This is a genomic window from Bacillus sp. SRB3LM, from assembly GCF_015712745.1.
GTDB lineage: Bacteria > Bacillota > Bacilli > Bacillales > Bacillaceae_G > Bacillus_A > Bacillus_A thuringiensis_K.
On record NZ_VWVQ01000007.1, the window covers coordinates 389811 to 413384 of the forward strand.

Genomic DNA, 23574 nt, shown 5'->3' on the forward strand with positions numbered 1-23574 from the left:
TCATGACTTATCATTTTAAAAAAATTGGTTCTCCGTCCTTTACTGTGTACGGTAAAGAATAAGCTGGTACAAACGGGGAAGCTTTCAAAAGTATATTTCGAATATCTTCTCCCTCTGTAAACTGCCCTTCATTTTTTTTCAAAGCGTCATATAAGTCAATTCTATAATCAACAAAAACTTCTCCTTTTTCATTTATTACAAAAGGAAGTCCTTTACCAGAATATGGACTTGTCACTTGTGGTACATCTTTATAGCCTAGTTTTTTGAAATCCAATTCATATACACCATCTGAAATTACTTTTTTAAAAGGTGGATATTGATGTTCATCACGATACATCCTAAGCTTTAAAGAGAGTTCCTGAATTTGTTCAGCCATCCTAACATCAATTAACTTTACTGTTGGATTTGTTTCAACGTCTATTAATACGTATTGATATACTCCTCCACTTTCATACGCATTCCCTGGCGCTTCTTGTATGTAACGCGGGGCAATCTGTTGAAAATCGATTGGATACTTTTGATAAATAGGTGTACTCATATCCCTCGTCTTAATTGGCAATATCCCATCATTTTGCTCCTTAAATGTCACAACAGCTTTTTGAACAACCTGTAGTTGATCTTCATAAGGAACCGCATTTTGCTTTATATTTTCTTTCGGATACAGACACCCTGTTAAAAGGCTCATACAACAAAATATTAAAATAATATAGACTTTTTTCACTAGCATCACCTTTTCATACTAATATAACTTGCTCCGTATATAGTATTTTCGAGACCATTCCATTTACTGCTGTACAGGTCCACTAAATACAACAAGAAAAATAACAATTCCTGACACAATCATAAGGGTGTAGGCTACTAACGCTGTAATCCCTTTCAAAAATTTATTCTTTATTTTATGTCTACTTAATAAAATAAAACTTACTGCAAAAAACATAAATCCAATTGCCCCTAAAGCCAACCACATTTTCATAAGCCCTTCTGACATATACACACCCCTTTTTATTAATCTATTTTTATACTATTTTAACAAATTAAAATCTTTAAACAAATACAAAAAGAACATTTTACTACAAATTGCGAATATGTAACTTTAATCAATAGGTTTTTTCAGCATTTCTCACCAATCTAGGCAAAAATAAAGCCGAAGCGATTGTATCTCTCGCTTCGGTTGACCAAATATGCCCAAAAACAGCTCTATTCCCATTCTTTCATGGCTATCATATGCAATCTACAAACTCTTTGTTTCTCATAATTTATTTTTTAAACATCTTGCTTAACGAGCCAAAATCTGTTGGCATATTATTATTAATAATCGCTTTTACAATTTGATCCTCTTGCTCTTTCGGCACTTCACGTCCCGCCATAAGAGCCACTTGATGAATTAATTGACGAAGTACAGTTTCATCACGTAAATTCGCATTTTGCACGGATGATGCTAATTTAAAAATATCCTCTTTATTTACTTTCGCTTCCTTCTCAATATTATTAAAAATGTTATTATCCATTCTTTTCACCCTCTCCTCAAGTTACTCTTCATCCTATGCAAAAATGAAAAAATGGTGAAAAGACCCAAAAAATAAAAAAAGCGCCAGAAGTACAAATGTACTTCTGGCGCTTTTCTTTACAGTAAATCAGGTATAGCTTCCACTTCATGTTTTCGAACACGTCCCATCAATGAGCCTACCGCATCTTTTACGTTATTCCCATTGAACAGCACGTCATATAAAGCAGCTGTAATCGGCATTTCAACTTCCATTTTCTCTGCCAATTCATGAGCAGCTTTCGTTGTTCTTACACCTTCCACAACCATACCCATACTTTCTAACACTTCTTCTAAAGAGTGTCCTTTTCCAAGCATATTTCCAGCTCGCCAATTTCGGCTATGAACACTTGTACAAGTTACAATTAAGTCTCCCATACCAGTTAGACCAGCAAACGTTAACGGATTCCCGCCCATCTTTCTTCCTAAACGAGCAATCTCTGTTAAACCACGTGTCATCAATGCTGCTTTTGCATTATCACCTAATCCAAGACCATCAGTTATACCAGCAGCTAATGCGATAATATTTTTTAACGCACCACCAAGTTCAACTCCAACGATATCTGGATTTGTGTATACACGGAAATAACTATTCATAAATAAATCTTGTACTTCCTCAGCCGCTTCCATACGCTTTGCTGCAGACGTAACTGTTGTCGCTTGTCGTAAACCGACTTCTTCAGCATGACTCGGTCCAGACAGTACAACAACATCTTTAATTAAGTGCTCTGGAATTTCTTCCTCAATCACTTCCGAAATACGTTTTGACGTACCAGGTTCAATTCCTTTGCTCGCATGAATCCAAGTAATTGATTCAGTAACAATTTCTTTCATCTCTTGTAATACATCTCTGTACGCTTTCGTTGGTACTACTAGCAGTACTGTATTTACATCTACTAATGCTTCTTCTAAAGAAGAGTAGGCTACGATTGTGCTTGGCAATGTAATGCCTGGGAGATATCGACTATTCTCATGTTTCGTATTAATTTCATCCATAAGTTCTGGGCGATTCCCCCAAATACGTACATCATGTCCATTGTCAGCTAATACCATCGCTAACGCTGTTCCCCAGCTACCTGCTCCTACTACTGTGATTTTTGTCATAAAATCACATCCTCTCCATTAGTCTCTTGCTCTAGCGATAATGTGAATCGGCGTTCCTACGAAGCCAAATGATTCACGTAAGCGATTCTTTAAGAAACGCTCATATGAGAAGTGCAATAATTCTGGATCGTTTACAAACACAACAAATGTCGGTGGTTTTACCGCAACTTGTGTTGCATAGAAAATTTTCAGACGGCTACCATTATGAGTTGGTGTCGGATTCATCGCTACCGCATCCATAATTACATCGTTTAATACGTTCGTTTGAATACGGATACTATGACTTTCATTTACCTCATCGATAACCGGTATTAATGTTTGTGTACGTTTTCTCGTTTTTGCAGATAAGAAAACAATTGGTGCGTATTCTAAGAATTGGAAATGAGCACGGATATTTTCTTCAAATGCTTTCATTGTTTTCTCGTCTTTTTTCACTGCATCCCATTTATTTACAACGATAACAACAGCTCGCCCTGAATCATGAGCATATCCAGCGATTTTTTTATCTTGCTCAATAATTCCTTCTTCACCATCTAAAACAACTAAAACAACGTCAGAACGTTCAATCGCTCTTAGAGCACGAAGTACACTATATTTTTCTGTACTTTCATACACTTTTCCTTTTTTACGCATACCAGCTGTATCAATAATTACATAATCTTTTCCATCTTTACTATATGGTGTATCGACAGCATCACGAGTTGTTCCTGCTACATTACTAACAATTACACGCTCTTGACCAAGAAGAGCATTTACAAGTGATGATTTCCCTACATTTGGACGTCCAATTAAAGAGAAACGAATTGTGTCTTCATCATATCCGTCTTCTTCAATCTTTGGGAAATGTTGTGCAGCTTCGTCTAGTAAGTCACCTAATCCTAATCCGTGTGTACCTGAAATTGGGAATGGTTCGCCAAATCCTAATGCATAAAAGTCATAAATGTCACTGCGCATTTCCGGATTGTCCACTTTATTTACCGCAAGTACAACCGGTTTATTTGAACGATATAAAATTTTTGCAACTTCTTCATCAGCTGCTGTTACACCGTCACGACCGTTTGTCATAAAAATGATAACATCCGCTTCATCAATCGCTACTTCAGCTTGTTGACGAATTTGTGTCAAAAACGGCTCGTCTCCAATATCAATTCCGCCCGTATCAATAATGTTAAATTCATGATTTAACCATTCTCCAGCGCTATAAATACGATCACGCGTTACACCTGGAATATCTTCTACGATTGAAACTCTTTCTCCAACAATTCTATTGAAAATAGTAGATTTCCCTACGTTCGGGCGACCTACTATCGCTATTACTGGTTTCGGCATATACTTTCATCCTTTCAACTTGCTTCTGTTTATTATGTAAAAAACCCTTCTTTGTGCAAGAAGGGATTTGCATTCCAGAATATTTCTCAACGTATCAAAACACCTCACATTATAACACACGTTGCTAATGTTTCACAATAATATATACATTCTCTTGTAAGCGATGTGCAATACCATCTAAAATTGCCTCTAAATTATTTGCAACAAATTCTAGTTCCTCTGTCGATTCGCAAACGAATAAAGGAGCACCACCTGCAAATTTTTCTGGAGTCGTTGTTATAACTGCCAGAATAACACTTTCTAACATCATCTCTTATCTCCCCTTCCTTTCGGGGCTTCCGATGACATATGGACAGCACTTTCTAACGTTGGTACATTTCCTATGACACCTATCGCTTTCTCTGCATCTTGATCTTGCGGCAGGACAAAAATCCCAACCCTGCCATCCTCTAAATCACGCTTTGCTAACGGTACAAGCGCTGGTGTACCAGAATCTCTATAAATCCCTAACGCTACTGAAACATCGTGTAAAATAGCTTGTCGTTGCCCTAAATTTGAGATTGTAACCATCGCATCAATTGATTTCGGCTTTAAAATAAAACCCATACCATATTTCATAATTTCTTCTTGTCTTGCTGGCAATCCAATATTCATAATGTAAATATTGTCAATATAAAGCCCTGCTCCTTCAAAACGAAGCGGAACGTGCTCAATTTCAACAAGATCATGCAGCCTTTTACCAGACATTAATTTTTTCGCGATAAAAAATGCAATTATAGCCATAATTACTCCTGCAATCCATGAACGGAACCCTATATACGCAAACGTCGTTGCAAACGACGTTAACATTGCCAAATAGTTGCGACTTTCAAAAACCAATGCAATTCCTTCAATGTATGTATTTCCACGCGGTACGAGCTCATACCCATCTAATTGTTGAAGCGTATTTCTTTCCATATTACGTACATCACGAAATTGTGTCGCTGCTAACGTAAGAAATGTAATGGCAGAAAAATCTTTTTTCAAAATAGACGGGATTGCAATCGCTCCTAAAGCAGCTGCAATTAAACCCATTGCAATATGAATGATTTTCCCATGCAGCCTCGTCGGATATTGCCGCGTATCCGTCCGCAGCATTAGCACCCTTGTAACTGTCCCTGCTATTACGCCGCATAAAATGGCTGGTGTATATTCAGTCATGTATTACCCTCGCCTTTCTTTTACGTGTTTTTCTCTTAAACTGTTCCCTGTATACTGATGCTTTTGCAATCAAAAACAATACTGCCATGAATAATGTAGAAACGGCGATGATATCAAAAAATGCTAAACTACCATAATCATATGGAAAATTCAATTTCCTAAAAATAAATGTCACTAGCAACTCTCCTTGTAACATTCCTACATATAGGGAACATAATCGTAATACGCGATCCCCATGCAATAACACCGATGCATACACAAGAGCACTACTTAGCAGAAACACTCTATCCACCACAATCCAAATCGGATCATATATTTCTAACAGATGAAAACTTGTATATAACATTGCGATAATAAGTGCCGAAAGTAAGCTATACAATTTTCTCCAGACAGAATATAGCGTGATCCCTATAAAAGAAATAATACAAAGTAGAAGAGCATTTACCGATACCACGAATGAGGCAATCGTTACATGTAACGGAGAGCAAATTATAAAAATCAGTATACAAGCGCCTAACTTCCACCGAATAGGGTCCTTTTTCATAAAAAAGGTTGCGATGACCCACCCTATCCAAGCTACAAAATAAAAAGTACTTCCATCCATCAACTTCACCTCCTATGTTTTCCATTATGGGAACTTTTTATGAAAGTTAATCCACTTTATTTACGCATAGTTTTTTCTTATAACAGCAACACTTTTAACAAGGAGGTGTTATTCATTATGGGTAAAGATCGCCAAGAACGAAAACTACGAGAATCACGCCGCGTTGAATCCGATCGTGATCAATCACTACAATATCCAGGTGCGACTGGACTTGATACACCAGAACAGGCTCGAAAACAAAACCAGCACTAATTAATACAAAAAGACGGTTTCGATATTGTCCGAAACCGTCTTTTACATAATCATTTTAATGTTTTAAATTTATATCAAAATAATATTTTGCGCACTATATCCTTCCACTACTTCTTTTTACCTTCACCTATTCCCATTAAAAATTAAATTCTCTCCAGTAATTCGACAACACACCATCTACATTTTCAACCCTTTTTCAATTGTAATTTTCACGAAATGATATTTTCATATAATACTAGTTCCATTCTCCACTTTATATTACGAAAAAGAATAGAACAAAAAAATCAACCGAACGGTTGATTTTTTATCTCCTACTATAATGCGCAGTATCAATACCACGTTGCATTAACCAATGATATGTTTCACCCTTTACAACAAGAGGTACAGATTGCAACTCTTCTATCGTCTTCGCACCAAGAGCTGTCATAATAAATTTCAAATCTGTATGTAGAAGCTCAATTTCATCCACTAACTTCTCGATACCATCTTGCATTAAAATACGTAAAAAGTAACCAGCAAACGCAGTTGTATTCGCCCCTAATGCGATTGCTTTCGCTACGTCAAGCGCTGTTTGTATACCCCCAGATGCAATAAAAGAGAGGTTATTATTTGTAGAGGTTGCTTCAATAATCGAGGTTGCTGTTTGTATGCCCCAGTTATTAAAATAAGAAAGCATTCGCTGTCTTCTTTCATTTTCAACAGCAGCAAAATTCGTACCACCTTGCCCACCAATATCAATGGCTGTTACACCTACGTTCGCTAACTGTTGCATCGTTTCCTTACTCATCCCAAATCCAACTTCTTTTACAATGATAGGAACTTTACTATTTAAAACAATTTTCTCAATGCGCTGAAGTACTCCAGTAAAATCACGGTCTCCTTCTGGCATCGTTAACTCTTGTATGACATTTAAATGAATTTGCAATGCATTCGCTTCAATCATATCAACGGCGCGCTCTGCCTGCTCGATAGTTGCCTCACTACCTAAATTAGCAAAGAAAATACCATTTGGGTTTACCTTTCTAATCACCTTATAAGAAGCAACTTCACTTTCATCTTTTAACGCCGCCATTTGCGAACCTACAGCCATAGCAAGGTTATGATGTTTCGCTACATATGCTAATTGCTCATTAATATGTAACGTTTTCTCTCCTCCACCACCAGTCATCGCATTGATAAAAATCGGCGAACTTAGTGAAAGTTCGCCGATTTTTGTTTCACATGTTATTGTGTCATAATTTGAATTTGGCAAGCTTTGATGCACAAAATCAATATCATGAAAGCCATGCGTACGAGACTGACCAGTAGAAAGAGCATATTCAATATGATCTAATTTACGTTTTGCCCTTACCACTTGTACCCCTCATTATTTCTTTAATTTTTTCAGTTGTTCACCAATAATATCACTTAATTGGAAAGTAGCAGAATCAGCATTTGGCTCATACTGACTATAATCTTCAGTTACATTATTTTCCTCAAGCGCTTCTTTTATACTTAAAGAAATACGTTTCTCTGCTACGTGAACTTCAAGTACTTTCACTTTTACTTCTTGTCCCATTTCCAATACTTCATTCGGATTTTTCACGTGACGATTTGCAATTTGAGATACGTGTACAAGTCCTTCAACGCCAGGTAAAATCTCAACGAATGCACCAAATGTAACAAGGCGTTTTACTACTCCCTCACGAATATCTCCAGCTTTTATTTCGCCAGCAACGTTTTCCCAAGGTCCTGGTTGAGCTGCTTTAATTGATAAAGAAATACGTTGTGTATCAGCATCAACAGATAACACCTTTACCTTAACTTTTTGACCTTGCTCCAACACTTCAGAAGGTTGCTCTACACGTTCGTGTGAAATTTGTGAAATGTGAACTAAGCCGTCCACTCCACCAACGTTAACGAATGCGCCAAAGTCAGTTAATCGTTGCACTGTTCCTTCAACAACGTCCCCTTCTTTTAATGAAGAAATTGCTTCTTTTTTCTTAGAATCTAGTTCTAATTCTACTACCGCTTTATGCGAAAGGATTACACGATTTTTTTCACGGTCTAATTCAACAATTTTCACCGCTAATGTTTTACCTTTATAGTCAGTAAAGTCTTCTACATAATGTACTTCTACAAGTGAAGCTGGAATAAAACCGCGAACACCAAGGTCCACAACTAATCCGCCATTCACAATATCTTTTACAGTAACATCAAATACATGACCAGAAGTAAATTTCTCTTGTAGTTCTACCCATGCTTTTTCTGCATCAACAGCACGTTTAGATAAGACAAGATCATCTTCTTCTAATTTAATAATTTTCAACTCTAGTGTTTGATCTAATTCTACAACATCGCTTGCTTTTTCAATATGAACGTTAGCTAATTCACTAATTGGAATTACGCCATCTGTTTTGTATCCAACATTTACAAGCACTTGTTTCTCTTCAACCTTCGTTACAGAACCTGTAACAACGTCACCAACTTGTAATTCTTTTGAATCCATAACTTCTTCATTCATTTTCTCTACCATGGAAATACCTCCCTACAGAATTGACAAAGCATTTTTTATGTATATACGAAATGAAAACAAAGTTTTCATTTGCACGTTTAAGAATTTCTCATCACATACTCTTTTTCAATACCATTCACAAGAAAATATATTAAACCTATATAAATAGTATACAGCAAAACTAGCTTGAAAAAAGTATGTTTTGAAATATAATAGCGAATATATTCTGACAGTTTTATTCCTCTTTAACTAACTTCTTACAAATCAGCTCATTTGTCAAGGAAAGAGACTCACAATTCACGTATCCTTTACATTTCTATTTAAACAAAAAAAGAAAGAGGATTATCCCCTTTCTTTATTTCGCAAACACTCCAGAAACAATGCTCATAATTTTTTGGACAACTTCTTCAATTGATAAAGAAGTCGTATCTAATTCCAATGCATCATCAGCCTTTTTTAGTGGAGAAACTTCGCGTTCTGAATCTAATTTATCACGCTGAGCAATTTCTTCTTTTAACTGCTCTAAATTAGAATCGAAACCTTTATTTAAATTTTCTAAATGTCTTCTTTCCGCTCTTTCTTCAACAGAAGCAAGCATAAAGATTTTCACTTCAGCATCCGGTAATACATGTGTACCAATATCACGGCCGTCCATTACAACGCCGCCTTTTTTCGCTAACTCTTGCTGACGACGTACCATTTCTTCACGAACAAGGCGATGTTTCGCTACAATAGATACTCGATTCGTCACATCAGGTGTACGAATTACTTCAGAAACATCTTGTCCATTTAAAAATACAAGCTGTGTATTGTCTCCTTGCTGAAACTCAATATTTACATTCTTTACAACTTCCATTAACTGCTCTTCATTTTCAATGTCTACTTTTTGTTCAAGGGCTGCATATGTAAGCGTACGGTACATTGCGCCTGTATCAATATAAACGTAAGAAAGTTCCTTCGCAACAACTTTTGCCACTGTACTTTTCCCAGCAGCTGCTGGACCATCTATAGCAATTGAAATTCGTTTATCCATCGTAACACCTCATTTTTTCACTTATAAAACAAAACGAAAAGCAGGTGTTCACCCTGCTTCTTCTCATTTGCTTCACGTCATTAAATCCTCAATTATTGTAGCATAATCCTTCATAGAAGAAAATGAAAACTACCTATTCACCTGCAAGATTTCCATTTTGTTTTTTACCATGACACCCTCATAATAAACAATTTTAGATAAATATTTCACTGATGACTTATGTATAAATAACAATTGCACAACAGAAAGACAAATGAATTGTATTATTAATATACGAATAAAAATTCTCTCCATCTTTTTCACCGCAATCCCTCCCTCCTATACTATATTTGCCCATTTCGTTTCGTGATTTTATACATCGTACATATAGCGGTTAATTTTATTGTCATTTTCGAGGCATACTTTTATACATTTCCATTGTCGAATTTACTCAAAACATGTTATGTTCTAAATGTATTTTTTTACTTGAAAGGGGTATAAGCATTGAAAAGAATCCTAGTTTTACACACAGGTGGAACAATTGCAATGGAGGAAGATAAAGAAACTGGGGTCGTACAACCAGGTGAAAAAAATCCTCTTTTAAAATTCATTCCTGATTTAGAAGGCGATGTTGATTTAATCGTTGAAGATGTGTTCCATCTACCATCTCCTCATATGACACCGAGCGAAATGTTACAATTACAAGTCATCATTGATGAAAGAGTAAAACAAGACAACATTCATGGCGTAGTCATTACGCATGGCACGGATACATTAGAAGAAACAGCTTATTTCTTAGATTTAACAGTACAAGCAACTATTCCGATCGTAGTGACAGGTGCAATGCGCTCTAGCAATGAGTTAGGTGCTGATGGTCTATATAACTTCTTATCAGCTGTAAAAGTTGCTAGTTGTGATGAAGCTGCAGAAAAAGGTGTTTTAGTCGTATTAAATGACGAAATTCATTGCGCTACAAATGTAACGAAAACACATACAAGTAATGTCGCAACATTCCAAAGCCCACAATACGGACCAATTGGAATGGTAACAAAACGCGGCGTTGTCTTCCATCACGCTTTAGTACATCACGAAACATATACGATAAACAAAGTGTCTAAAAATGTAGTTGTTCTAAAAGCATATGCTGGCATGGATGATACATTATTAGCAGCAATCGAAAATCTTCCTGTAGACGGCATTGTTATCGAAGCTCTTGGACAAGGTAATCTCCCTCCGAGAACACTACCTAGCCTAGAAAGATTATTAAATAAAGGTATTCCTGTCGTATTAGTTTCTCGCTGTTTCAACGGTATCGTTCAAGACGTATATTCGTATGAAGGTGGCGGTAAACACTTAAAAGATATGGGCATTGTATTCACATACGGCTTAAATGCACAAAAAGCACGCATTAAATTGCTTGTTGCATTAGAGAATACAAATTCTCATGAATCCATTCAAAATATGTTTATGCACGAATAAAAAGAAGCTGTCGAGGTTTTCCCGACAGCTCCTTTTTATTTTTCTCTTAATGCAATGGTTTGCGCAATCGCATCTCCATGAAATCTACCGTTCTCGATAAATATTTCATTTGCATTATTTCCAGCAGCAATGACACCTGCAATGAAAATATTTTCAGCACTCGTTTCCATTCTATCCTCTGTATAAATTGGACGTCCTGTTTCTTCATCAATCTGAACACCCATCTTCGTTAAGAAGCTATGATCAGGATGATAACCAGTCATCGCAAATACAAAATTGTTTTTGATTGTAAAAGCTTCACCATCAACTGTAAACGTTAATGTATGCTCAGTAATTTCTTTCACATGAGCCCCAAAATGCATTTGAATTGTACCATTTCGTACTAACGCCTCAAATTCCGGCAAAATCCAAGGCTTTATGCTTGGTGAATACTCACTTCCACGATACAGTACCGTTACACGTGCACCAGATTTAACAAGTTCTAACGCGGCATCTACACTCGAGTTTTTCCCACCTATAACTACTACATCTCGATCAAAATAAGGATGCCCCTCTTTAAAATAGTGAGCTACTTTCTTCAATTCCTCACCTGGAACATTCATATAATTTGGATTATCATAATATCCAGTTGCTACAACAATATATTTCGCTATATATATTTCTTTACTTCCGTCACGCTTTGTCGTCTCAACCTGAAAAACTTCTCCATCTTTTTGAACTTTCTCCACTCGCTCAAAAGCATTTACACGTACAGATTTACGTTTTACTACTTCACGATAATACGCAAGCGCTTGATTTCGAACTGGCTTACGATTTTCTGTAATAAAAGCTACATCACCAATTTCTAATTTTTCACTCGAAGAGAAAAATGTTTGATGAGTTGGATAATTATAAATAGCATTTACAATGTTTCCTTTTTCAATTACTAACGGATTTATCCCAACCTTTTGCAACGAAATTGCAGCCGCTAATCCGCACGGACCGCCTCCGATTATAATAACTGTTTCTTTCTGCATACTCGTCCACTCCTAGTCTTCTACCAATACACTATTTATAAAAACAAGAAAAAACCTACTTACAGCAGTAGGCACCTATCTTTATTGTATTCATTTTTCATATATTTGTCATCTAAACGAAACGTACATCCGATAGACATCTGCTAAAAACTGCTGAAATTTAATACCTTGTTTCCCTAATACATTCTCAGGATCAATCTTTCTAGCTGGATCAAGCGTTTTATGTGACACGATATCTTTTTTCGGATTTAAGCCAAAGTTTTGGCATAAATACGCATGATACCATGTAAAACGATTATATGCTTCCCAAAAGTTAACATCACCGCCATAACAAAGTTCCACTCCAATGGCCGCCTTATTCGCGTCATAGCCATATAAGTCATTATCCGTCGGCACACCATATCGAACATGATACGCAACTTCATTTATAGGAATAATCTCCAATATTGTTTTATCATCTATAAATGTATGCGCCGAAGCTTTCGGTTGTAATTCATTAAAGTAATCTCGATTTCCTATCGCATTGCTTCCAGGATTCCCCGTATCATGGCTTACAATAAATCTAACTTTAGTCAGAGGAATCCCTGGTCGTGAACTTCCATATCCAATATAGTTGCGCTCTATAGGAAACATTGCCATTGCTACCAACTCCCGCTCTAGAAGGTTACCTTACTTCCTTATATATGTATTCGGTAACAATGTCCTTATCGCATATTTCTTACGCGAAGAGAAAATCGAAAATATTTGAAGTGAACACCATAAACAACAAGATACTTACAGCCACTCCATAAAAACCGTAAAACCAAACACAATCTTCTTTCGTATCTAAACCGAAAAATTTATTTACCGATTGTAATAATGTGCCACGCTTGCTTTGTTTGTTTCGTAATACTTCCACTCGCTCTACAACATCTGCTGGCATCATAAATCTTTGGTCTACTGTCATTTTCATCATTTATCTCTCCTTAAAATCATTTCCGTTTTGTTTATCTAAGGAGAGTATAGCACGTTTGTTCGTATAGAACAAGCGTTCTTTTTTGTTTTTATTTTATTTTTCAGCAATCCAAGTAAAAATTGAGATTACAACGGCACTAATCGGCCCTACTACAACCACACCAAATATCAAAAACAGTAGCCCTTCCCCGAACATCCGAACGATACTTATTTTTCGAGCTTTCATCGTTCTTGCAAGTTCTCCCTCTAACCTCTTAACCTTTTCTTCTAATTGTTCTACTCGTTCCAGCATTTCATTCTCCATATACAACACCTCATTCAATATTTCAACAAAAAAACGTGATTTCCTCGAAAGGAAATCACGTTTTCTCAAGATATAATATTTTATACCCAACCTCTGAAGCGGCTTGCTTCAGCCATTTTACGAACACCAACCATGTACGCCGCTAAGCGCATGTTCACTTTACGAACTTGTGCTGTTTCATAAATAGAATCAAATGATCTTACCATTACTTTTTCTAAACGTTGTTCTACTTCTTCTTCAGTCCAGTAGTAACCTTGGTTATTTTGTACCCACTCAAAGTAAGATACTGTTACACCACCAGCACTTGCTAACACGTCTGGAACAAGTAAAATTCCGCGATCTGTTAAAATTTTAGTCGCTTCTAATGTTGTTGGACCATTTGCAGCTTCAACAACGATTTTCGCTTTAATATCATTAGCATTTTCTTCTGTAATTTGGTTCTCAATTGCAGCTGGAACTAAAATATCGCAATCAAGCTCTAACAATTCTTTGTTTGAAATTGTATTGTTAAATAGCTTTGTTACTGTACCGAAGCTATCACGACGGTCTAATAAATAATCAATATCTAATCCGTTTGGATCATGTAACGCGCCGTAAGCATCTGAGATTGCAATAACTTTCGCACCTGCATCATGCATAAATTTAGCTAAGAAGCTACCAGCATTACCGAATCCTTGAACAACAACGCGTGCACCCTTAATATCAATGCCACGTTTTTTCGCAGCTTCGCGAATACAAATTGTTACACCTTTCGCTGTTGCTGTTTCACGTCCATGTGATCCACCTAATACAAGCGGTTTACCTGTAATAAATCCTGGTGAATTAAATTCATCAATACGGCTATACTCATCCATCATCCATGCCATAATTTGAGAGTTTGTGAATACATCTGGAGCTGGAATATCTTTCGTCGGACCTACGATTTGGCTAATTGCTCGTACATAACCGCGGCTTAATCTTTCTAACTCACGGAATGACATTTCACGTGGATCACAGATAATTCCACCCTTACCTCCACCATATGGTAAATCAACAATACCACATTTTAAACTCATCCAGATTGAAAGTGCTTTCACTTCATTTTCTGTTACATTCGGATGGAAGCGAATTCCACCTTTCGTTGGACCAACAGCATCATTATGTTGTGCACGATATCCTGTAAATATTTTAACAGTCCCGTCATCCATACGAACTGGTATTTTCACTGTCATCATACGAATTGGTTCTTTTAATAATTCATATACTTCGTTTGGATAACCCAATTTTTCTAACGCTTCACTAATAACAATTTGTGTTGAATTCAATAGTTCAAAATGTTGTTCCCTTTGTTGTTGTGTTTTTGTTTGAGTTCCCTTTTCGGCTACCATAGTAAGTAAACCCCCTGTAATTTCACTTGTTTAGTAAACCTTCATTGCCTAGTATACACCCTTAAATTTGGAATGCAATAGAAAACGCTAACAAATATATACAAACTATTTTATGTTGCAAGCGTTTTCACTATTATTATAGTCCTTTTATTACTTTTAGAAAAGTAAAATACTTAAATATTTAAATGTTTTTTATTTTCATCAACCATACTCCCATAAAACTGCATATTTTATTTTCAAAAAGTATGTTCGAGTATTTACAATCATCCCTTCCCTTATCCAAATAAAAACAAAACCTCAGCTTTGTTGTATTAGCTGAGGTTTTGTTTTTTCACAAAGTAATTGTGTATTTGTTCTATCGCGTTAACATCCATTAATTCTTTACCGTACTCCATGATGCGATAAATGGTTGCTGTAGACGGATTACCGTATTCCGCTAAAATAGCTATAAAATCCGCCTTTAACAATTGAATTTGTTCCTCTTCTTCCACCCAAAGATAGAAGCGCTCATCCCACGTATATAGCTTTCCACCAGTTACACCAAGGTTATATAAGCGATTCGACAGGTTAATTACGTCATCTAGCGTAGCAAACTCATATAATATATGCTCACTTTCATCTAGAGTCACTTGCATTTCAATAAACTCGTCACGGAACTCATCATCTGTATCCATTTCTTGATTTTCTTTCGTTACAATTACAACCATCCCTTGTGCTTGTAGAGAAAACACTTCAACTGCAATCGGACCATCTGCTTCAAATCCTAATTCCTTATTTGCTTCTTGCATCATATCACGAAATAATTGCTGTACTTTCGGCGCATTTCTCCATAAATCTTCTTTCGTTAATCCTCGTTCAGATAAATCATCAAATGTTAGAAAAATTTTTATCTTATTGTAATTTAATCGTTCCAGCCTCATCTCATACCCTCCCTACGTAACCAATGCATCTAATTTTATTATATGAAATAGAAAATAGATGGTTCTTTTCGAACAACTATTCCGATATTTTTAACCATTCATCCCATTCTTCTTTCGTATCACCAATTAAGATTGTTTCAATGTCCAACTGGTTTAGAACGCCTAGCTTTCCGATAAATCCAACAGAAAGAGATTCCCTTTTTTCTTGTAATAAATTTATAAAGTTCATCGTCTTTTTCATATCTTGTTCGTCAGCAAAAGATACAAATACATATTTCGGCTGTATTTCCTCTACCGCTGACAACATACCATCTTCAGCTAAGCTTGTCCTAATATATATCGCCTCATATCCTTTTAAGCGTAAATAAGTTGAAAAAATAAATCCTTTCAATGCATTCTTTTCTAACACAATAACTTTGTGTAAAGAGGAAAACATTGAGGCATTGTGATACACCATCCCTAGACGCGTTTGTAAAAATGATAGTGCATATTGGAATTGCACCATTGAAATCTCATTATTATTTTTTGACGTTAATAATTTGTCTGTCACTCGAAGAACGATACTGGCAACAACCTTTTCTGTTGAATATATACTAAAAGCTTCGTTTAATAATGCAGCAATTGTAATTTCATCAAATTTTAACAAAGCTTGTAGCAAATCGTCCACTAAAACAACTTCTTTATCGAAATGTATCTCTTTTTGAACTGTACTCGGCAAACGATTCTCTTCTAATAACTGAACTGCTTGTCCAATCATCATGCCGGAGGAAACTTTTTCCATTAACCATTTTAAAATTTGAATATGCTCTTCTGTATATAAACGATGCCCAGCTTGATTTCGCTTTGGGGCAATAATTTGATATCGTCTTTCCCATGCACGAAGCGTGCTCGGCTGAACTCCAATTATATTCGAAACAGCTTTTATATTATATTTTCCACTAAGAGTTGGCATCATTTCCCTCCGCACAATGTAATGATATGTGTTTGAGCAGGTGCTCGGAAACGAAGTGGTATCAATGTTGTTCCGTACCCATTACTAACAAAGAGAATCGTATTCAAATGGTTATATACGCCACCTTTTAAATATTTTTTAGATGGGAATAATCGGATTTGTCCTCCATGCGTATGTCCACTTAACACAAGTGAAATCTGTTCATTTCCAGACATTTTTTTTATTATATCAGGGTTGTGACTAACTAGGATACGAAAACCATCTTCTTTACAATCCGCCAATGCCAAATCTAGACGATCACGGTGCAATCCAACATCATCTATACCGAGCAAACAAATTTTCTCTCCTAATTCAGACTCAAATACCACTCTTGTATTATCTAAAACTTTTACGTTATTTTCTAATAATAACGCATCTAATTCATGATATTCTATCTCATAATCATTGTTTCCCCACACAAAATATACAGGACCTATCTCTCTTAACTTTTGAATATTCGCAGAGATTTTTGATAAAGATACACCTTTCTCTGCTAAATCTCCTCCGATAATTACAATATCTACTTTTCCTTTTACTTGTTCAATTAACAAATTCGAAATGACTCTTCTATGAATATCAGAAATAAAAAACACATTTACTTTTTGAAAACTTTTCGGAAATTCTTTAAATACTAAAGTATGTTCCAACACCTTATTACGCATCGCTTCTTTATACATCACAAGAAGTAATAAAATCCCCATGCCTATGAGAGTACTGAATAATATAATCCATATCATATTTTTGACTCCCCTCCTCATAAAGATAATCCTAGGCTTTTATAACAAACTGTGATCGCTTAACTCACTAGCTTTCTTGCTTTGTGGACTTATCTTTTATCGGAATTTTTAATTCTTGACCTGCACTCACTTCATCTTCTTGCAAGTTATTATACTTTTTAATTACTTCAATTCCATTTCCATCTGAAAAATATTGCTTCGCTATACTTTCTAAAGTTTCTCCCTCTTTCACAGTATGCGTTATTACTTTTTCAGACTGTTTCTGCGACTCAGATTTAGCTGAATCAAAGAAGATTACTTCAAACGCACTTTTTCCGGCATTATTACTATCACCCTTCACCTGAATATATTTATCCGTGTACCACAAAATACTAATTGGCAGCAGAATGAATAGAAATGTTAAAACCCGGACGAAAATGTGATTTATTTTAAACTTTTGTTTTTTCTCTTTATTTCTATGAATTTCACTACGCGGCGGTAAACTTTCTTTTTCTTCCACTCGCTCAACTTCTAATTCCTCTTCAAAATCAGGAATTCGTTTCCTCATGTTGTTCACCACCACCTTCCATTTATTTTCTTAATTGGAGTCCCATTATAAAATCAACAAGAAAGTGTGCAAAGATTGTTATAAACAAATTTCCTGTCCATTCAAATACATAACCAAAGACAAAACTAATGAAACAGACGAAACAAAACAAAAATGGCTTTGTTATATAACGAATATGTAACACTGCAAATACGAAGCTCGCAATTACAATTCCGAAATGAGTCTGCACTACACCTCTAAATAAAAACTCTTCTGCAAAACCAATTAAGAACGTAATAACGAGTAAATGCAGAACGGACATTCCTCGAAACATCTTATCGTTAATACCACCATCATCAAACCAAGACTCCGGAAACACTCGCATTGCAACATAATCTAATAACACAATACCAATCGCTAACAAACCACCTATAATAAGTATAGATACTGGTTCCCATTTCCATAAATTAAAGACTTCTTTTACATCTTGAAATAATATATATGCCAGTAAACAGCCAATACCGATAATAATTAACTGTGTTATATATAGATTCAGCCTTATTTCCTGCGGACTCATATCTTCAACATTATGCCTTTGAATGTTCATCATTCCTCCATCTTTTCTAGGCCGAAAAGCTTTTGTAACTCTGTTTCCCAATTATAGTCGAAATCCGATTGTTGCGCTCGTCTTTTTTTATAATCTTCTTTTGTAATACCGCAATAATCGCAGCAATTAATTAACTCTTGCTCTTTCCTATAACCGAACTGTTGCAGCACATATTCACGTCTACATCCTTTAACTTGTATCCATGACTTCATATTTTCTAGCTCACTATATTTATTACGCAACCTTATTTCTACTTCAGCTATTAATCGGTTCATGATTTCATCTGACAAACCTTCTAATAATAATCTTCGTTGTTGTATAATTCCAACCTGTTCGAGATGATAACGAACGAAACGCCAATATTGCTCATTAAATCTTGCTGCATTATAACAAATTTCTTCTACATCTTCTATTGGTAATTCTTTCGTTTGAAACATTCTTTCTTGTAGTAAAGAAAATAAAAATTGTATTTGTGACTTACTTGGCAATTCATCCTCAATGATTGAAATTGGTAAATCATGATCCAACGGACTACATAATAAAATAGCTATACTCGGTTCGCCATCTCTTCCAGCTCTTCCAATTTCTTGTAAGTAAGAAGCTATATTAGTTGGATAATGAAAATGAATAATATATCGCGTATTCGCCTTATTTACCCCCATACCAAATGCACTTGTACATATTACAAGTTGCAATTGATCGTTCATAAACTGCTGTTGAATTAACATACGCTCTTCATGTTCCATACCACCATGATAAAAAGCTACACCAGTAACACCTTTCCCTCTCAAGTATTCCGTTAACCTTTCTGTCCACGCTCTACTTGAGCAATATACAATCCCCGGCCCTTGTAAATACATCACCTGCTCTAAAAGCGTCTCTTTCTTTTCTTCTATCGTCTCTACAAATTGCACATCCATTGCAATATTAGGACGGTCAATAGAGTATACATGTTCCGCAGCACCCTTTAAATTTAAACTATCTGCGATATCCTGCAGTACCCCTTTTGTCGCTGTGGCTGTCAATGCTAATACTGTAGGAGAACCAATATTTTTAATAACTACATTTAGTCTTTTATAGTCCGGTCTAAAATCATAACCCCATTGAGAAATACAATGAGCCTCATCAACAACAAATAATGAAATATGAATTTTCTTCAATTCCCTAATTAATAACTCCGACTGTAACATCTCTGGTGAAACAAAAATAAATTTATATGAAGATAATTTTTTCATCGCTTCTCTTTTTTCATTTAATGTCCGAAAACTATTAAATGCTATTACTCGGTTTTTCACAACATACTTTAATTGTGTCACTTGATCTTCCATTAAAGATAATAACGGTGATACAACAAGCACTGTTCCTTCTCGCATAAGCCCTGGAAACTGATAGCACATAGATTTCCCTCTTCCAGTCGGAAGCATTGCTATCACATCTTTTCCTTCTAATAAATCTGTAATTACTCCTTTTTGACCTGGACGAAATTCAGAATATCCAAACCACTTATATAAATATTCTTCAAGTTTCATTTACACCCTCCATCCGCGCTAATACAAGACGAACTTCAAAATAAGAAATATCTTCTCCAACCGCTTGTTTCAAAACACGTAACTTCCGCGTTTGCAATGCTTCAATTACTTTTATTACTTTGTCTATCTTTTCTTTTTCCATAAACATTTCAATAGAAAAATCTTTTTCTCGCAAAGCAATTTCAACAAAATGATCTTCTATCGTTGCAACCTTTAAATTCCGAATCGTCGCTATTTCTTCTAAAGAACGTCCTTGCCTCCAAAAATTATATGTTTTTTTCGTGGATAAACTAAATAATTCAGCTCTCTCATTTGGATAAGATATAATTTCAGCTAATAGTGGAAATTCATTTTCTTTATCACGAACTTCTTGTATAAAGAAATGCATTGTACCCCAAAATAAAAAATACACCCTGAATATATCTTGTTTCGTAATTTCTGCTAATTGTTGCAATGTACAACCAATACGTTCATAACCCGTTAATCGATATGTTACAATCGTCGCTTCTATCGCATTACTCTTTTCTAAAAGATTCTGTACTTCCGTCCATAGTTTTCTCGCCAACTCACTTCTCTTATATGGCCTTCCTGTTAGAAAACGTTTCACCCACATCATTATTTCTGTATCTTGCTGAATTGGAATAAACCTCGTATTATTCTGTTGTAAATTGGATATGGTTTGAATAATCAATGATAATCTTTTCCAAAATGTTTCACCTAATTCACCGTAATGTAAACCATGCAAATGTGCTGGAAAAGCATAAACTTCCTCCCATTTATGTAACTGCATTTTACCCGTAGGTGTTAACACATATGTATTTTCATGTATTTCTTGAATAAAATCCGCTTGCAACAACTTTGCAACTTCACCATCATAGTCATTTCTATTCAATGATTTATATATTCCGAACAAAAATGAAATTCGGAACATATTTCCATCTTGTAAAGTTTGCGAAGAACGTTTGCCCTTTAGTAAATAATAAATAGAAGAAACGGTTCTCTCACCATTCAATTGTTTTAAACAATGCAACAAAGTATATTGTATTTGCATGACCGCTTCCACCTTCCAATCTTAACTTCATTCTTTTCAGTACAATTACACTATCTACTGTCGCTCATTAAACTTATCATATAAGAACTATATACTTGTATATAGTCTATTGTATCAAACGAAATCATATTTACGTATTTTGAAAATCTTATGACATAATTCAAAAATAAGTTGACACTCTAATTGATAAGCATTATCATTATAATTTTATGTTGAAAAGTTTTACAAACCGTTTTACAATAAGGTTATAATTTTTATGGCGAGCTTTTCACATACATATTATCAGGAGGGAAAAAAGATGGCAAAATATACAATCGTTGATAAAGATACTTGTATTGCATGTGGTGCTTGTGGCGCTGCTGCACCAGACATTTATGACTATGATGATGAAGGTATTGCATTTGTAACATTAGATGATAACCAAGGTATCGTTGAAATTCCAGATGTATTAATTGAAGATATGATGGATGCATTCGAAGGCTGTCCAACTGACTCAATTAAAGTTGCTGACGAATCATTCGACGGAGACGCTTTAAAATTCGAATAGTCTTTTATTAACTTCAAAAAATGCCCCTCATATTGATGAGGGGCATTTTTTGTATCTAAATTTTATTTTCCTTAATAAAAAACCATTAGTAGTTTCACACTACTAATGGTTTTAATATATATTATGCATTTTTCATTTTTGCAAACACCCATACTTTCAGGCGTGAGAATAATGCTACAAATACAATTGTTACAACAATCCCTTTAATTAAATTAAATGGTAAGATTGCCGTTACAACCGTTGTTCTTATCGTTTCGCTAGACATAGCCGGTGAATTTAAAAACCAAGTGTAAGCCGGGAATATGATGATGTAGTTTAATACACTCATAATAAGTGCCATTGTAATTGTCCCTAGCATTAATCCTGTAGTTAAACTCTTCACAGTACGATACTTTCTAAATAAGAAAGCTGCTGGTCCAATAAATAAACATCCTGCAATAAAGTTTGCAATTTCTCCAACTGGTACTCCCGTTAAACTCCCTTGAATCCCGTAATGTAAAATGTTCTTTATCGCCTCTACAATCACTCCTGCTACTGGTCCAAAGATAATTGCTGCAATTAAAGCTGGTACACCACTAAAATCAATTTTCAAAAATGGCGGAAGCCCTGGGAACGGGAAATCCAACATCATTAGTAAATATGCAATACTACTTAGCATCGCTACACTCACCATCTGCACTACACTGTTTTTTTGTTTCATCTTTCTCTCTCCTTTTCCATCGATCATCTCATGGAAAGTGGAAAGGTTCTGCTATGCCTGTTTTTCATAGAACGAAAAAACCCTTTGTGTTTTACACAAAGGGAGAATTTAAGGCACATCAAACAGACGTTCAAATCCATATCTTTTTTGAACGTTTGAACCTCCATCTTCTCCCATCCAGACTATACTGTCGGCTTTGGAATCACACCAAATCCTGCCTTAACGGCTCGCGGGCTTAGAACAAAATCATAAATAGTTCATCACCGCCGGTCGGGATTTTCACCCTGCCCCGAAGATAGACCGATATTCTATTTTCCCCTTCATTATACAACAACCTCATAACATTGTGAACTAAAAAATTGTAACTTATTTAAAATTAGTTATTTATTTTTCATAACAACAAATAAATTGCGAGATATTTTACAATACAATCCATATTTTTTTATTATTCGGCATTTCTCTTTTGGATTACCTAGTCATATATAATTAAAAGTGATAAGATATTGAATTGTTAAGATAAGAACATTTTCTGAGTTATGGAGGAAATGTCATGAAAAAAGAAAAGAGACATTCTATTCGAGAAGCAATGAAAAAAAACTTAAGAAAAGAATACTTTTACTTAAAAAAAGAATTACTTTTCTACTGCCCAATTGATTTAGGCACATTCTCAAATGAGACATACTATGCTACTTTCGATGAAGATGGCATAAGTATTTATCAGTATGATAAAAAAACAGAAAGTAAATTAAAATTGTGTGAGCGTCATCCGTGGAAGGGTTGGAATAAAGTGAAGATTGATCACTATTTGACAACTTCTCAATTTATTTTTCAGGGTGAGCGAAATTGGATCTTATCTCTTTTTCAAAAAGGAAAAGAAGCCCAAAAAATTATTGAAGAGCATACATCTTTACAAACAGAAGTTGTTTCCCGCTCTTTCTTAAAAAAACTTCCTGGTTTTCGTTCTAATACACCACTGAATAAATACATCGGTAGTATTTGTTACACTGCACTTATTGCATTTTTATTAAAATGGATGATTCCATTTCAAGCACCACAAATCGCCCTGTATTCTATTTCGATTGGTTGTATGCTTCTTGGCCTACTTTGTTTGACAATCGGTTTAATTGAACCGACTATCGTACTGTTTCGAACAAAAGAGAAAACAAGAACAAAAGTTTTTTACTTGTATAGCTATTTAGCTATTTCTGGATTTATATGTGTCTTTATTTTTTGGTAAAAGAAGCCGTCCCAAAATAAACTTTGGGACGGTTTTCTTTTAGATATAGATGCTCTGATTCACTCAATAGT

The 23574-nt window shown here is 35.3% G+C and carries 29 protein-coding genes and 1 riboswitch; of the genes, 4 read left to right on the forward strand and 25 right to left on the reverse strand.

Annotated features, from left to right (window positions below; translation table 11 throughout):
* Positions 1 to 10: 10 nt before the first annotated feature.
* From F3I02_RS06615 to F3I02_RS06650, 8 genes are all read right to left on the reverse strand, one after another.
* Entirely contained in the window at positions 11 to 721 is a 711-nt protein-coding gene (locus tag F3I02_RS06615; protein WP_000758623.1) for a hypothetical protein, read from the reverse strand.
* A 63-nt stretch (positions 722 to 784) separates the two neighbouring features.
* The gene (locus F3I02_RS06620; protein WP_001289004.1) at positions 785 to 988 is read right to left on the reverse strand and encodes a DUF2768 domain-containing protein; all 204 of its coding nucleotides are present in this window, start codon (positions 986 to 988) and stop codon (positions 785 to 787) included.
* Between the two features lie 268 nt (positions 989 to 1256).
* Positions 1257 to 1508, reverse strand: a complete 252-nt coding sequence (locus F3I02_RS06625) for a stage VI sporulation protein F (RefSeq protein ID WP_000369754.1) — start codon at positions 1506 to 1508, stop codon at positions 1257 to 1259.
* A gap of 116 nt (positions 1509 to 1624) precedes the next feature.
* On the reverse strand, positions 1625 to 2647 hold the full coding sequence (locus tag F3I02_RS06630; RefSeq protein WP_000161764.1) for an NAD(P)H-dependent glycerol-3-phosphate dehydrogenase: 1023 nt from the start codon (positions 2645 to 2647) through the stop codon (positions 1625 to 1627).
* An 18-nt stretch (positions 2648 to 2665) separates the two neighbouring features.
* Complete coding sequence (gene der / locus F3I02_RS06635; protein WP_001125893.1) at positions 2666 to 3976, reverse strand: ribosome biogenesis GTPase Der; 1311 nt, start codon at positions 3974 to 3976, stop codon at positions 2666 to 2668.
* 124 nt (positions 3977 to 4100) lie between these two features.
* Positions 4101 to 4286, reverse strand: coding sequence for a capping complex subunit for YIEGIA (locus F3I02_RS06640; protein ID WP_000979059.1), 186 nt, complete (start codon positions 4284 to 4286; stop codon positions 4101 to 4103).
* Entirely contained in the window at positions 4283 to 5176 is an 894-nt protein-coding gene (locus F3I02_RS06645) for a YIEGIA family protein (protein WP_000141596.1), read from the reverse strand. Before F3I02_RS06645 ends, F3I02_RS06640 begins: the two co-directional genes overlap by 4 nt.
* Complete coding sequence (locus F3I02_RS06650) at positions 5169 to 5780, reverse strand: YphA family membrane protein (protein WP_000349109.1); 612 nt, start codon at positions 5778 to 5780, stop codon at positions 5169 to 5171. Before F3I02_RS06650 ends, F3I02_RS06645 begins: the two co-directional genes overlap by 8 nt.
* A 117-nt stretch (positions 5781 to 5897) precedes the next feature.
* On the opposite strand from F3I02_RS06650, the gene F3I02_RS06655 reads away from it, so the two are divergent.
* On the forward strand, positions 5898 to 6032 hold the full coding sequence (locus F3I02_RS06655) for a YpzI family protein (RefSeq protein WP_000513900.1): 135 nt from the start codon (positions 5898 to 5900) through the stop codon (positions 6030 to 6032).
* A gap of 304 nt (positions 6033 to 6336) precedes the next feature.
* Here the strand turns inward: F3I02_RS06655 and F3I02_RS06660 are convergent, their stop codons facing one another.
* From F3I02_RS06660 to F3I02_RS06675, 4 genes are all read right to left on the reverse strand, one after another.
* Positions 6337 to 7386, reverse strand: a complete 1050-nt coding sequence (locus F3I02_RS06660; protein WP_000251039.1) for a type 2 isopentenyl-diphosphate Delta-isomerase — start codon at positions 7384 to 7386, stop codon at positions 6337 to 6339.
* A 12-nt stretch (positions 7387 to 7398) separates the two neighbouring features.
* On the reverse strand, positions 7399 to 8547 hold the full coding sequence (gene rpsA / locus F3I02_RS06665; RefSeq protein WP_000229559.1) for a 30S ribosomal protein S1: 1149 nt from the start codon (positions 8545 to 8547) through the stop codon (positions 7399 to 7401).
* Between the two features lie 334 nt (positions 8548 to 8881).
* Positions 8882 to 9559 (reverse strand): (d)CMP kinase, encoded by a 678-nt coding sequence (gene cmk / locus F3I02_RS06670; RefSeq protein WP_000361251.1) that lies wholly within the window; start codon positions 9557 to 9559, stop codon positions 8882 to 8884.
* A gap of 129 nt (positions 9560 to 9688) precedes the next feature.
* Positions 9689 to 9862, reverse strand: coding sequence for a YpfB family protein (locus F3I02_RS06675; RefSeq protein ID WP_000738056.1), 174 nt, complete (start codon positions 9860 to 9862; stop codon positions 9689 to 9691).
* 180 nt (positions 9863 to 10042) lie between these two features.
* On the opposite strand from F3I02_RS06675, the gene ansA reads away from it, so the two are divergent.
* Entirely contained in the window at positions 10043 to 11017 is a 975-nt protein-coding gene (gene ansA, locus F3I02_RS06680) for an asparaginase (protein WP_000822009.1), read from the forward strand.
* Between the two features lie 35 nt (positions 11018 to 11052).
* Here the strand turns inward: ansA and F3I02_RS06685 are convergent, their stop codons facing one another.
* The 12 genes from F3I02_RS06685 to F3I02_RS06740 all read right to left on the reverse strand — a co-directional run bounded on the left by F3I02_RS06685 (position 11053) and on the right by F3I02_RS06740 (position 21019).
* Entirely contained in the window at positions 11053 to 12033 is a 981-nt protein-coding gene (locus F3I02_RS06685; protein ID WP_001168514.1) for a YpdA family putative bacillithiol disulfide reductase, read from the reverse strand.
* Positions 12034 to 12141: 108 nt separating this feature from the next.
* Positions 12142 to 12672 (reverse strand): peptidoglycan recognition protein family protein, encoded by a 531-nt coding sequence (locus tag F3I02_RS06690; protein ID WP_001240655.1) that lies wholly within the window; start codon positions 12670 to 12672, stop codon positions 12142 to 12144.
* Positions 12673 to 12751: 79 nt separating this feature from the next.
* Entirely contained in the window at positions 12752 to 12988 is a 237-nt protein-coding gene (locus F3I02_RS06695) for a DUF3961 domain-containing protein (RefSeq protein WP_001983018.1), read from the reverse strand.
* A 93-nt stretch (positions 12989 to 13081) separates the two neighbouring features.
* Entirely contained in the window at positions 13082 to 13291 is a 210-nt protein-coding gene (locus tag F3I02_RS06700) for a hypothetical protein (protein WP_131249665.1), read from the reverse strand.
* An 80-nt stretch (positions 13292 to 13371) separates the two neighbouring features.
* Complete coding sequence (gene gudB, locus F3I02_RS06705; RefSeq protein WP_000225173.1) at positions 13372 to 14658, reverse strand: NAD-specific glutamate dehydrogenase; 1287 nt, start codon at positions 14656 to 14658, stop codon at positions 13372 to 13374.
* 311 nt (positions 14659 to 14969) lie between these two features.
* Positions 14970 to 15578: a genetic competence negative regulator gene (locus F3I02_RS06710; protein ID WP_001235402.1), complete on the reverse strand. Its 609-nt coding sequence runs from the start codon at positions 15576 to 15578 to the stop codon at positions 14970 to 14972.
* Between the two features lie 76 nt (positions 15579 to 15654).
* Positions 15655 to 16530: a MerR family transcriptional regulator gene (locus tag F3I02_RS06715; RefSeq protein WP_046945523.1), complete on the reverse strand. Its 876-nt coding sequence runs from the start codon at positions 16528 to 16530 to the stop codon at positions 15655 to 15657.
* Positions 16530 to 17306, reverse strand: a complete 777-nt coding sequence (locus F3I02_RS06720) for a metallophosphoesterase (RefSeq protein WP_000637795.1) — start codon at positions 17304 to 17306, stop codon at positions 16530 to 16532. Before F3I02_RS06720 ends, F3I02_RS06715 begins: the two co-directional genes overlap by 1 nt.
* A gap of 67 nt (positions 17307 to 17373) precedes the next feature.
* Positions 17374 to 17853 carry a LysM peptidoglycan-binding domain-containing protein gene (locus F3I02_RS06725; protein ID WP_001231556.1) on the reverse strand — a complete coding sequence of 160 codons (480 nt, stop codon included), beginning with the start codon at positions 17851 to 17853 and terminating at the stop codon, positions 17374 to 17376.
* 22 nt (positions 17854 to 17875) lie between these two features.
* The gene (locus F3I02_RS06730) at positions 17876 to 18439 is read right to left on the reverse strand and encodes a CPBP family intramembrane glutamic endopeptidase (RefSeq protein WP_001025780.1); all 564 of its coding nucleotides are present in this window, start codon (positions 18437 to 18439) and stop codon (positions 17876 to 17878) included.
* Complete coding sequence (gene recQ / locus F3I02_RS06735; RefSeq protein WP_000762981.1) at positions 18439 to 19968, reverse strand: ATP-dependent DNA helicase RecQ; 1530 nt, start codon at positions 19966 to 19968, stop codon at positions 18439 to 18441. The genes F3I02_RS06730 and recQ overlap by 1 nt, the downstream gene beginning before the upstream one ends.
* Positions 19958 to 21019, reverse strand: coding sequence for a YpbB family protein (locus F3I02_RS06740; protein WP_001167007.1), 1062 nt, complete (start codon positions 21017 to 21019; stop codon positions 19958 to 19960). Before F3I02_RS06740 ends, recQ begins: the two co-directional genes overlap by 11 nt.
* 298 nt (positions 21020 to 21317) lie before the next feature.
* Between F3I02_RS06740 and F3I02_RS06745 the strand changes: the two genes are divergently transcribed.
* Complete coding sequence (locus F3I02_RS06745; protein ID WP_001151993.1) at positions 21318 to 21566, forward strand: ferredoxin; 249 nt, start codon at positions 21318 to 21320, stop codon at positions 21564 to 21566.
* Between the two features lie 121 nt (positions 21567 to 21687).
* Here F3I02_RS06745 and F3I02_RS06750 read toward each other — a convergent pair whose 3' ends face one another.
* Positions 21688 to 22266, reverse strand: coding sequence for an ECF transporter S component (locus tag F3I02_RS06750; protein WP_196477760.1), 579 nt, complete (start codon positions 22264 to 22266; stop codon positions 21688 to 21690).
* Between the two features lie 161 nt (positions 22267 to 22427).
* Positions 22428 to 22567, reverse strand: a riboswitch (FMN riboswitch).
* 249 nt (positions 22568 to 22816) lie between these two features.
* Between F3I02_RS06750 and F3I02_RS06755 the strand changes: the two genes are divergently transcribed.
* Entirely contained in the window at positions 22817 to 23503 is a 687-nt protein-coding gene (locus F3I02_RS06755; protein WP_196477761.1) for a hypothetical protein, read from the forward strand.
* Positions 23504 to 23574: the final 71 nt, after the last annotated feature.

What these genes read in the sequence shown, in the direction of transcription:
- der (WP_001125893.1), bottom strand. Translation starts at nt 3,976, where the DNA reads ATGCCGAAACCAGTAATAGCGATAGTAGGTCGCCCGAACGTAGGGAAA.
- F3I02_RS06695 (WP_001983018.1), bottom strand. Translation starts at nt 12,988, where the DNA reads ATGATGAAAATGACAGTAGACCAAAGATTTATGATGCCAGCAGATGTT.
- F3I02_RS06720 (WP_000637795.1), bottom strand. Translation starts at nt 17,306, where the DNA reads ATGATATGGATTATATTATTCAGTACTCTCATAGGCATGGGGATTTTA.
- F3I02_RS06700 (WP_131249665.1), bottom strand. Translation starts at nt 13,291, where the DNA reads ATGGAGAATGAAATGCTGGAACGAGTAGAACAATTAGAAGAAAAGGTT.
- recQ (WP_000762981.1), bottom strand. Translation starts at nt 19,968, where the DNA reads ATGAAACTTGAAGAATATTTATATAAGTGGTTTGGATATTCTGAATTT.
- F3I02_RS06710 (WP_001235402.1), bottom strand. Translation starts at nt 15,578, where the DNA reads ATGAGGCTGGAACGATTAAATTACAATAAGATAAAAATTTTTCTAACA.
- cmk (WP_000361251.1), bottom strand. Translation starts at nt 9,559, where the DNA reads ATGGATAAACGAATTTCAATTGCTATAGATGGTCCAGCAGCTGCTGGG.
- F3I02_RS06725 (WP_001231556.1), bottom strand. Translation starts at nt 17,853, where the DNA reads ATGAGGAAACGAATTCCTGATTTTGAAGAGGAATTAGAAGTTGAGCGA.
- F3I02_RS06690 (WP_001240655.1), bottom strand. Translation starts at nt 12,672, where the DNA reads ATGGCAATGTTTCCTATAGAGCGCAACTATATTGGATATGGAAGTTCA.
- F3I02_RS06745 (WP_001151993.1), top strand. Translation starts at nt 21,318, where the DNA reads ATGGCAAAATATACAATCGTTGATAAAGATACTTGTATTGCATGTGGT.
- F3I02_RS06620 (WP_001289004.1), bottom strand. Translation starts at nt 988, where the DNA reads ATGTCAGAAGGGCTTATGAAAATGTGGTTGGCTTTAGGGGCAATTGGA.
- F3I02_RS06730 (WP_001025780.1), bottom strand. Translation starts at nt 18,439, where the DNA reads ATGAACATTCAAAGGCATAATGTTGAAGATATGAGTCCGCAGGAAATA.
- F3I02_RS06625 (WP_000369754.1), bottom strand. Translation starts at nt 1,508, where the DNA reads ATGGATAATAACATTTTTAATAATATTGAGAAGGAAGCGAAAGTAAAT.
- F3I02_RS06650 (WP_000349109.1), bottom strand. Translation starts at nt 5,780, where the DNA reads ATGGATGGAAGTACTTTTTATTTTGTAGCTTGGATAGGGTGGGTCATC.
- F3I02_RS06750 (WP_196477760.1), bottom strand. Translation starts at nt 22,266, where the DNA reads ATGAAACAAAAAAACAGTGTAGTGCAGATGGTGAGTGTAGCGATGCTA.
- F3I02_RS06645 (WP_000141596.1), bottom strand. Translation starts at nt 5,176, where the DNA reads ATGACTGAATATACACCAGCCATTTTATGCGGCGTAATAGCAGGGACA.
- F3I02_RS06630 (WP_000161764.1), bottom strand. Translation starts at nt 2,647, where the DNA reads ATGACAAAAATCACAGTAGTAGGAGCAGGTAGCTGGGGAACAGCGTTA.
- F3I02_RS06685 (WP_001168514.1), bottom strand. Translation starts at nt 12,033, where the DNA reads ATGCAGAAAGAAACAGTTATTATAATCGGAGGCGGTCCGTGCGGATTA.
- F3I02_RS06715 (WP_046945523.1), bottom strand. Translation starts at nt 16,530, where the DNA reads ATGCCAACTCTTAGTGGAAAATATAATATAAAAGCTGTTTCGAATATA.
- rpsA (WP_000229559.1), bottom strand. Translation starts at nt 8,547, where the DNA reads ATGGTAGAGAAAATGAATGAAGAAGTTATGGATTCAAAAGAATTACAA.
- F3I02_RS06740 (WP_001167007.1), bottom strand. Translation starts at nt 21,019, where the DNA reads ATGCAAATACAATATACTTTGTTGCATTGTTTAAAACAATTGAATGGT.
- gudB (WP_000225173.1), bottom strand. Translation starts at nt 14,658, where the DNA reads ATGGTAGCCGAAAAGGGAACTCAAACAAAAACACAACAACAAAGGGAA.
- F3I02_RS06755 (WP_196477761.1), top strand. Translation starts at nt 22,817, where the DNA reads ATGAAAAAAGAAAAGAGACATTCTATTCGAGAAGCAATGAAAAAAAAC.
- F3I02_RS06640 (WP_000979059.1), bottom strand. Translation starts at nt 4,286, where the DNA reads ATGATGTTAGAAAGTGTTATTCTGGCAGTTATAACAACGACTCCAGAA.
- F3I02_RS06655 (WP_000513900.1), top strand. Translation starts at nt 5,898, where the DNA reads ATGGGTAAAGATCGCCAAGAACGAAAACTACGAGAATCACGCCGCGTT.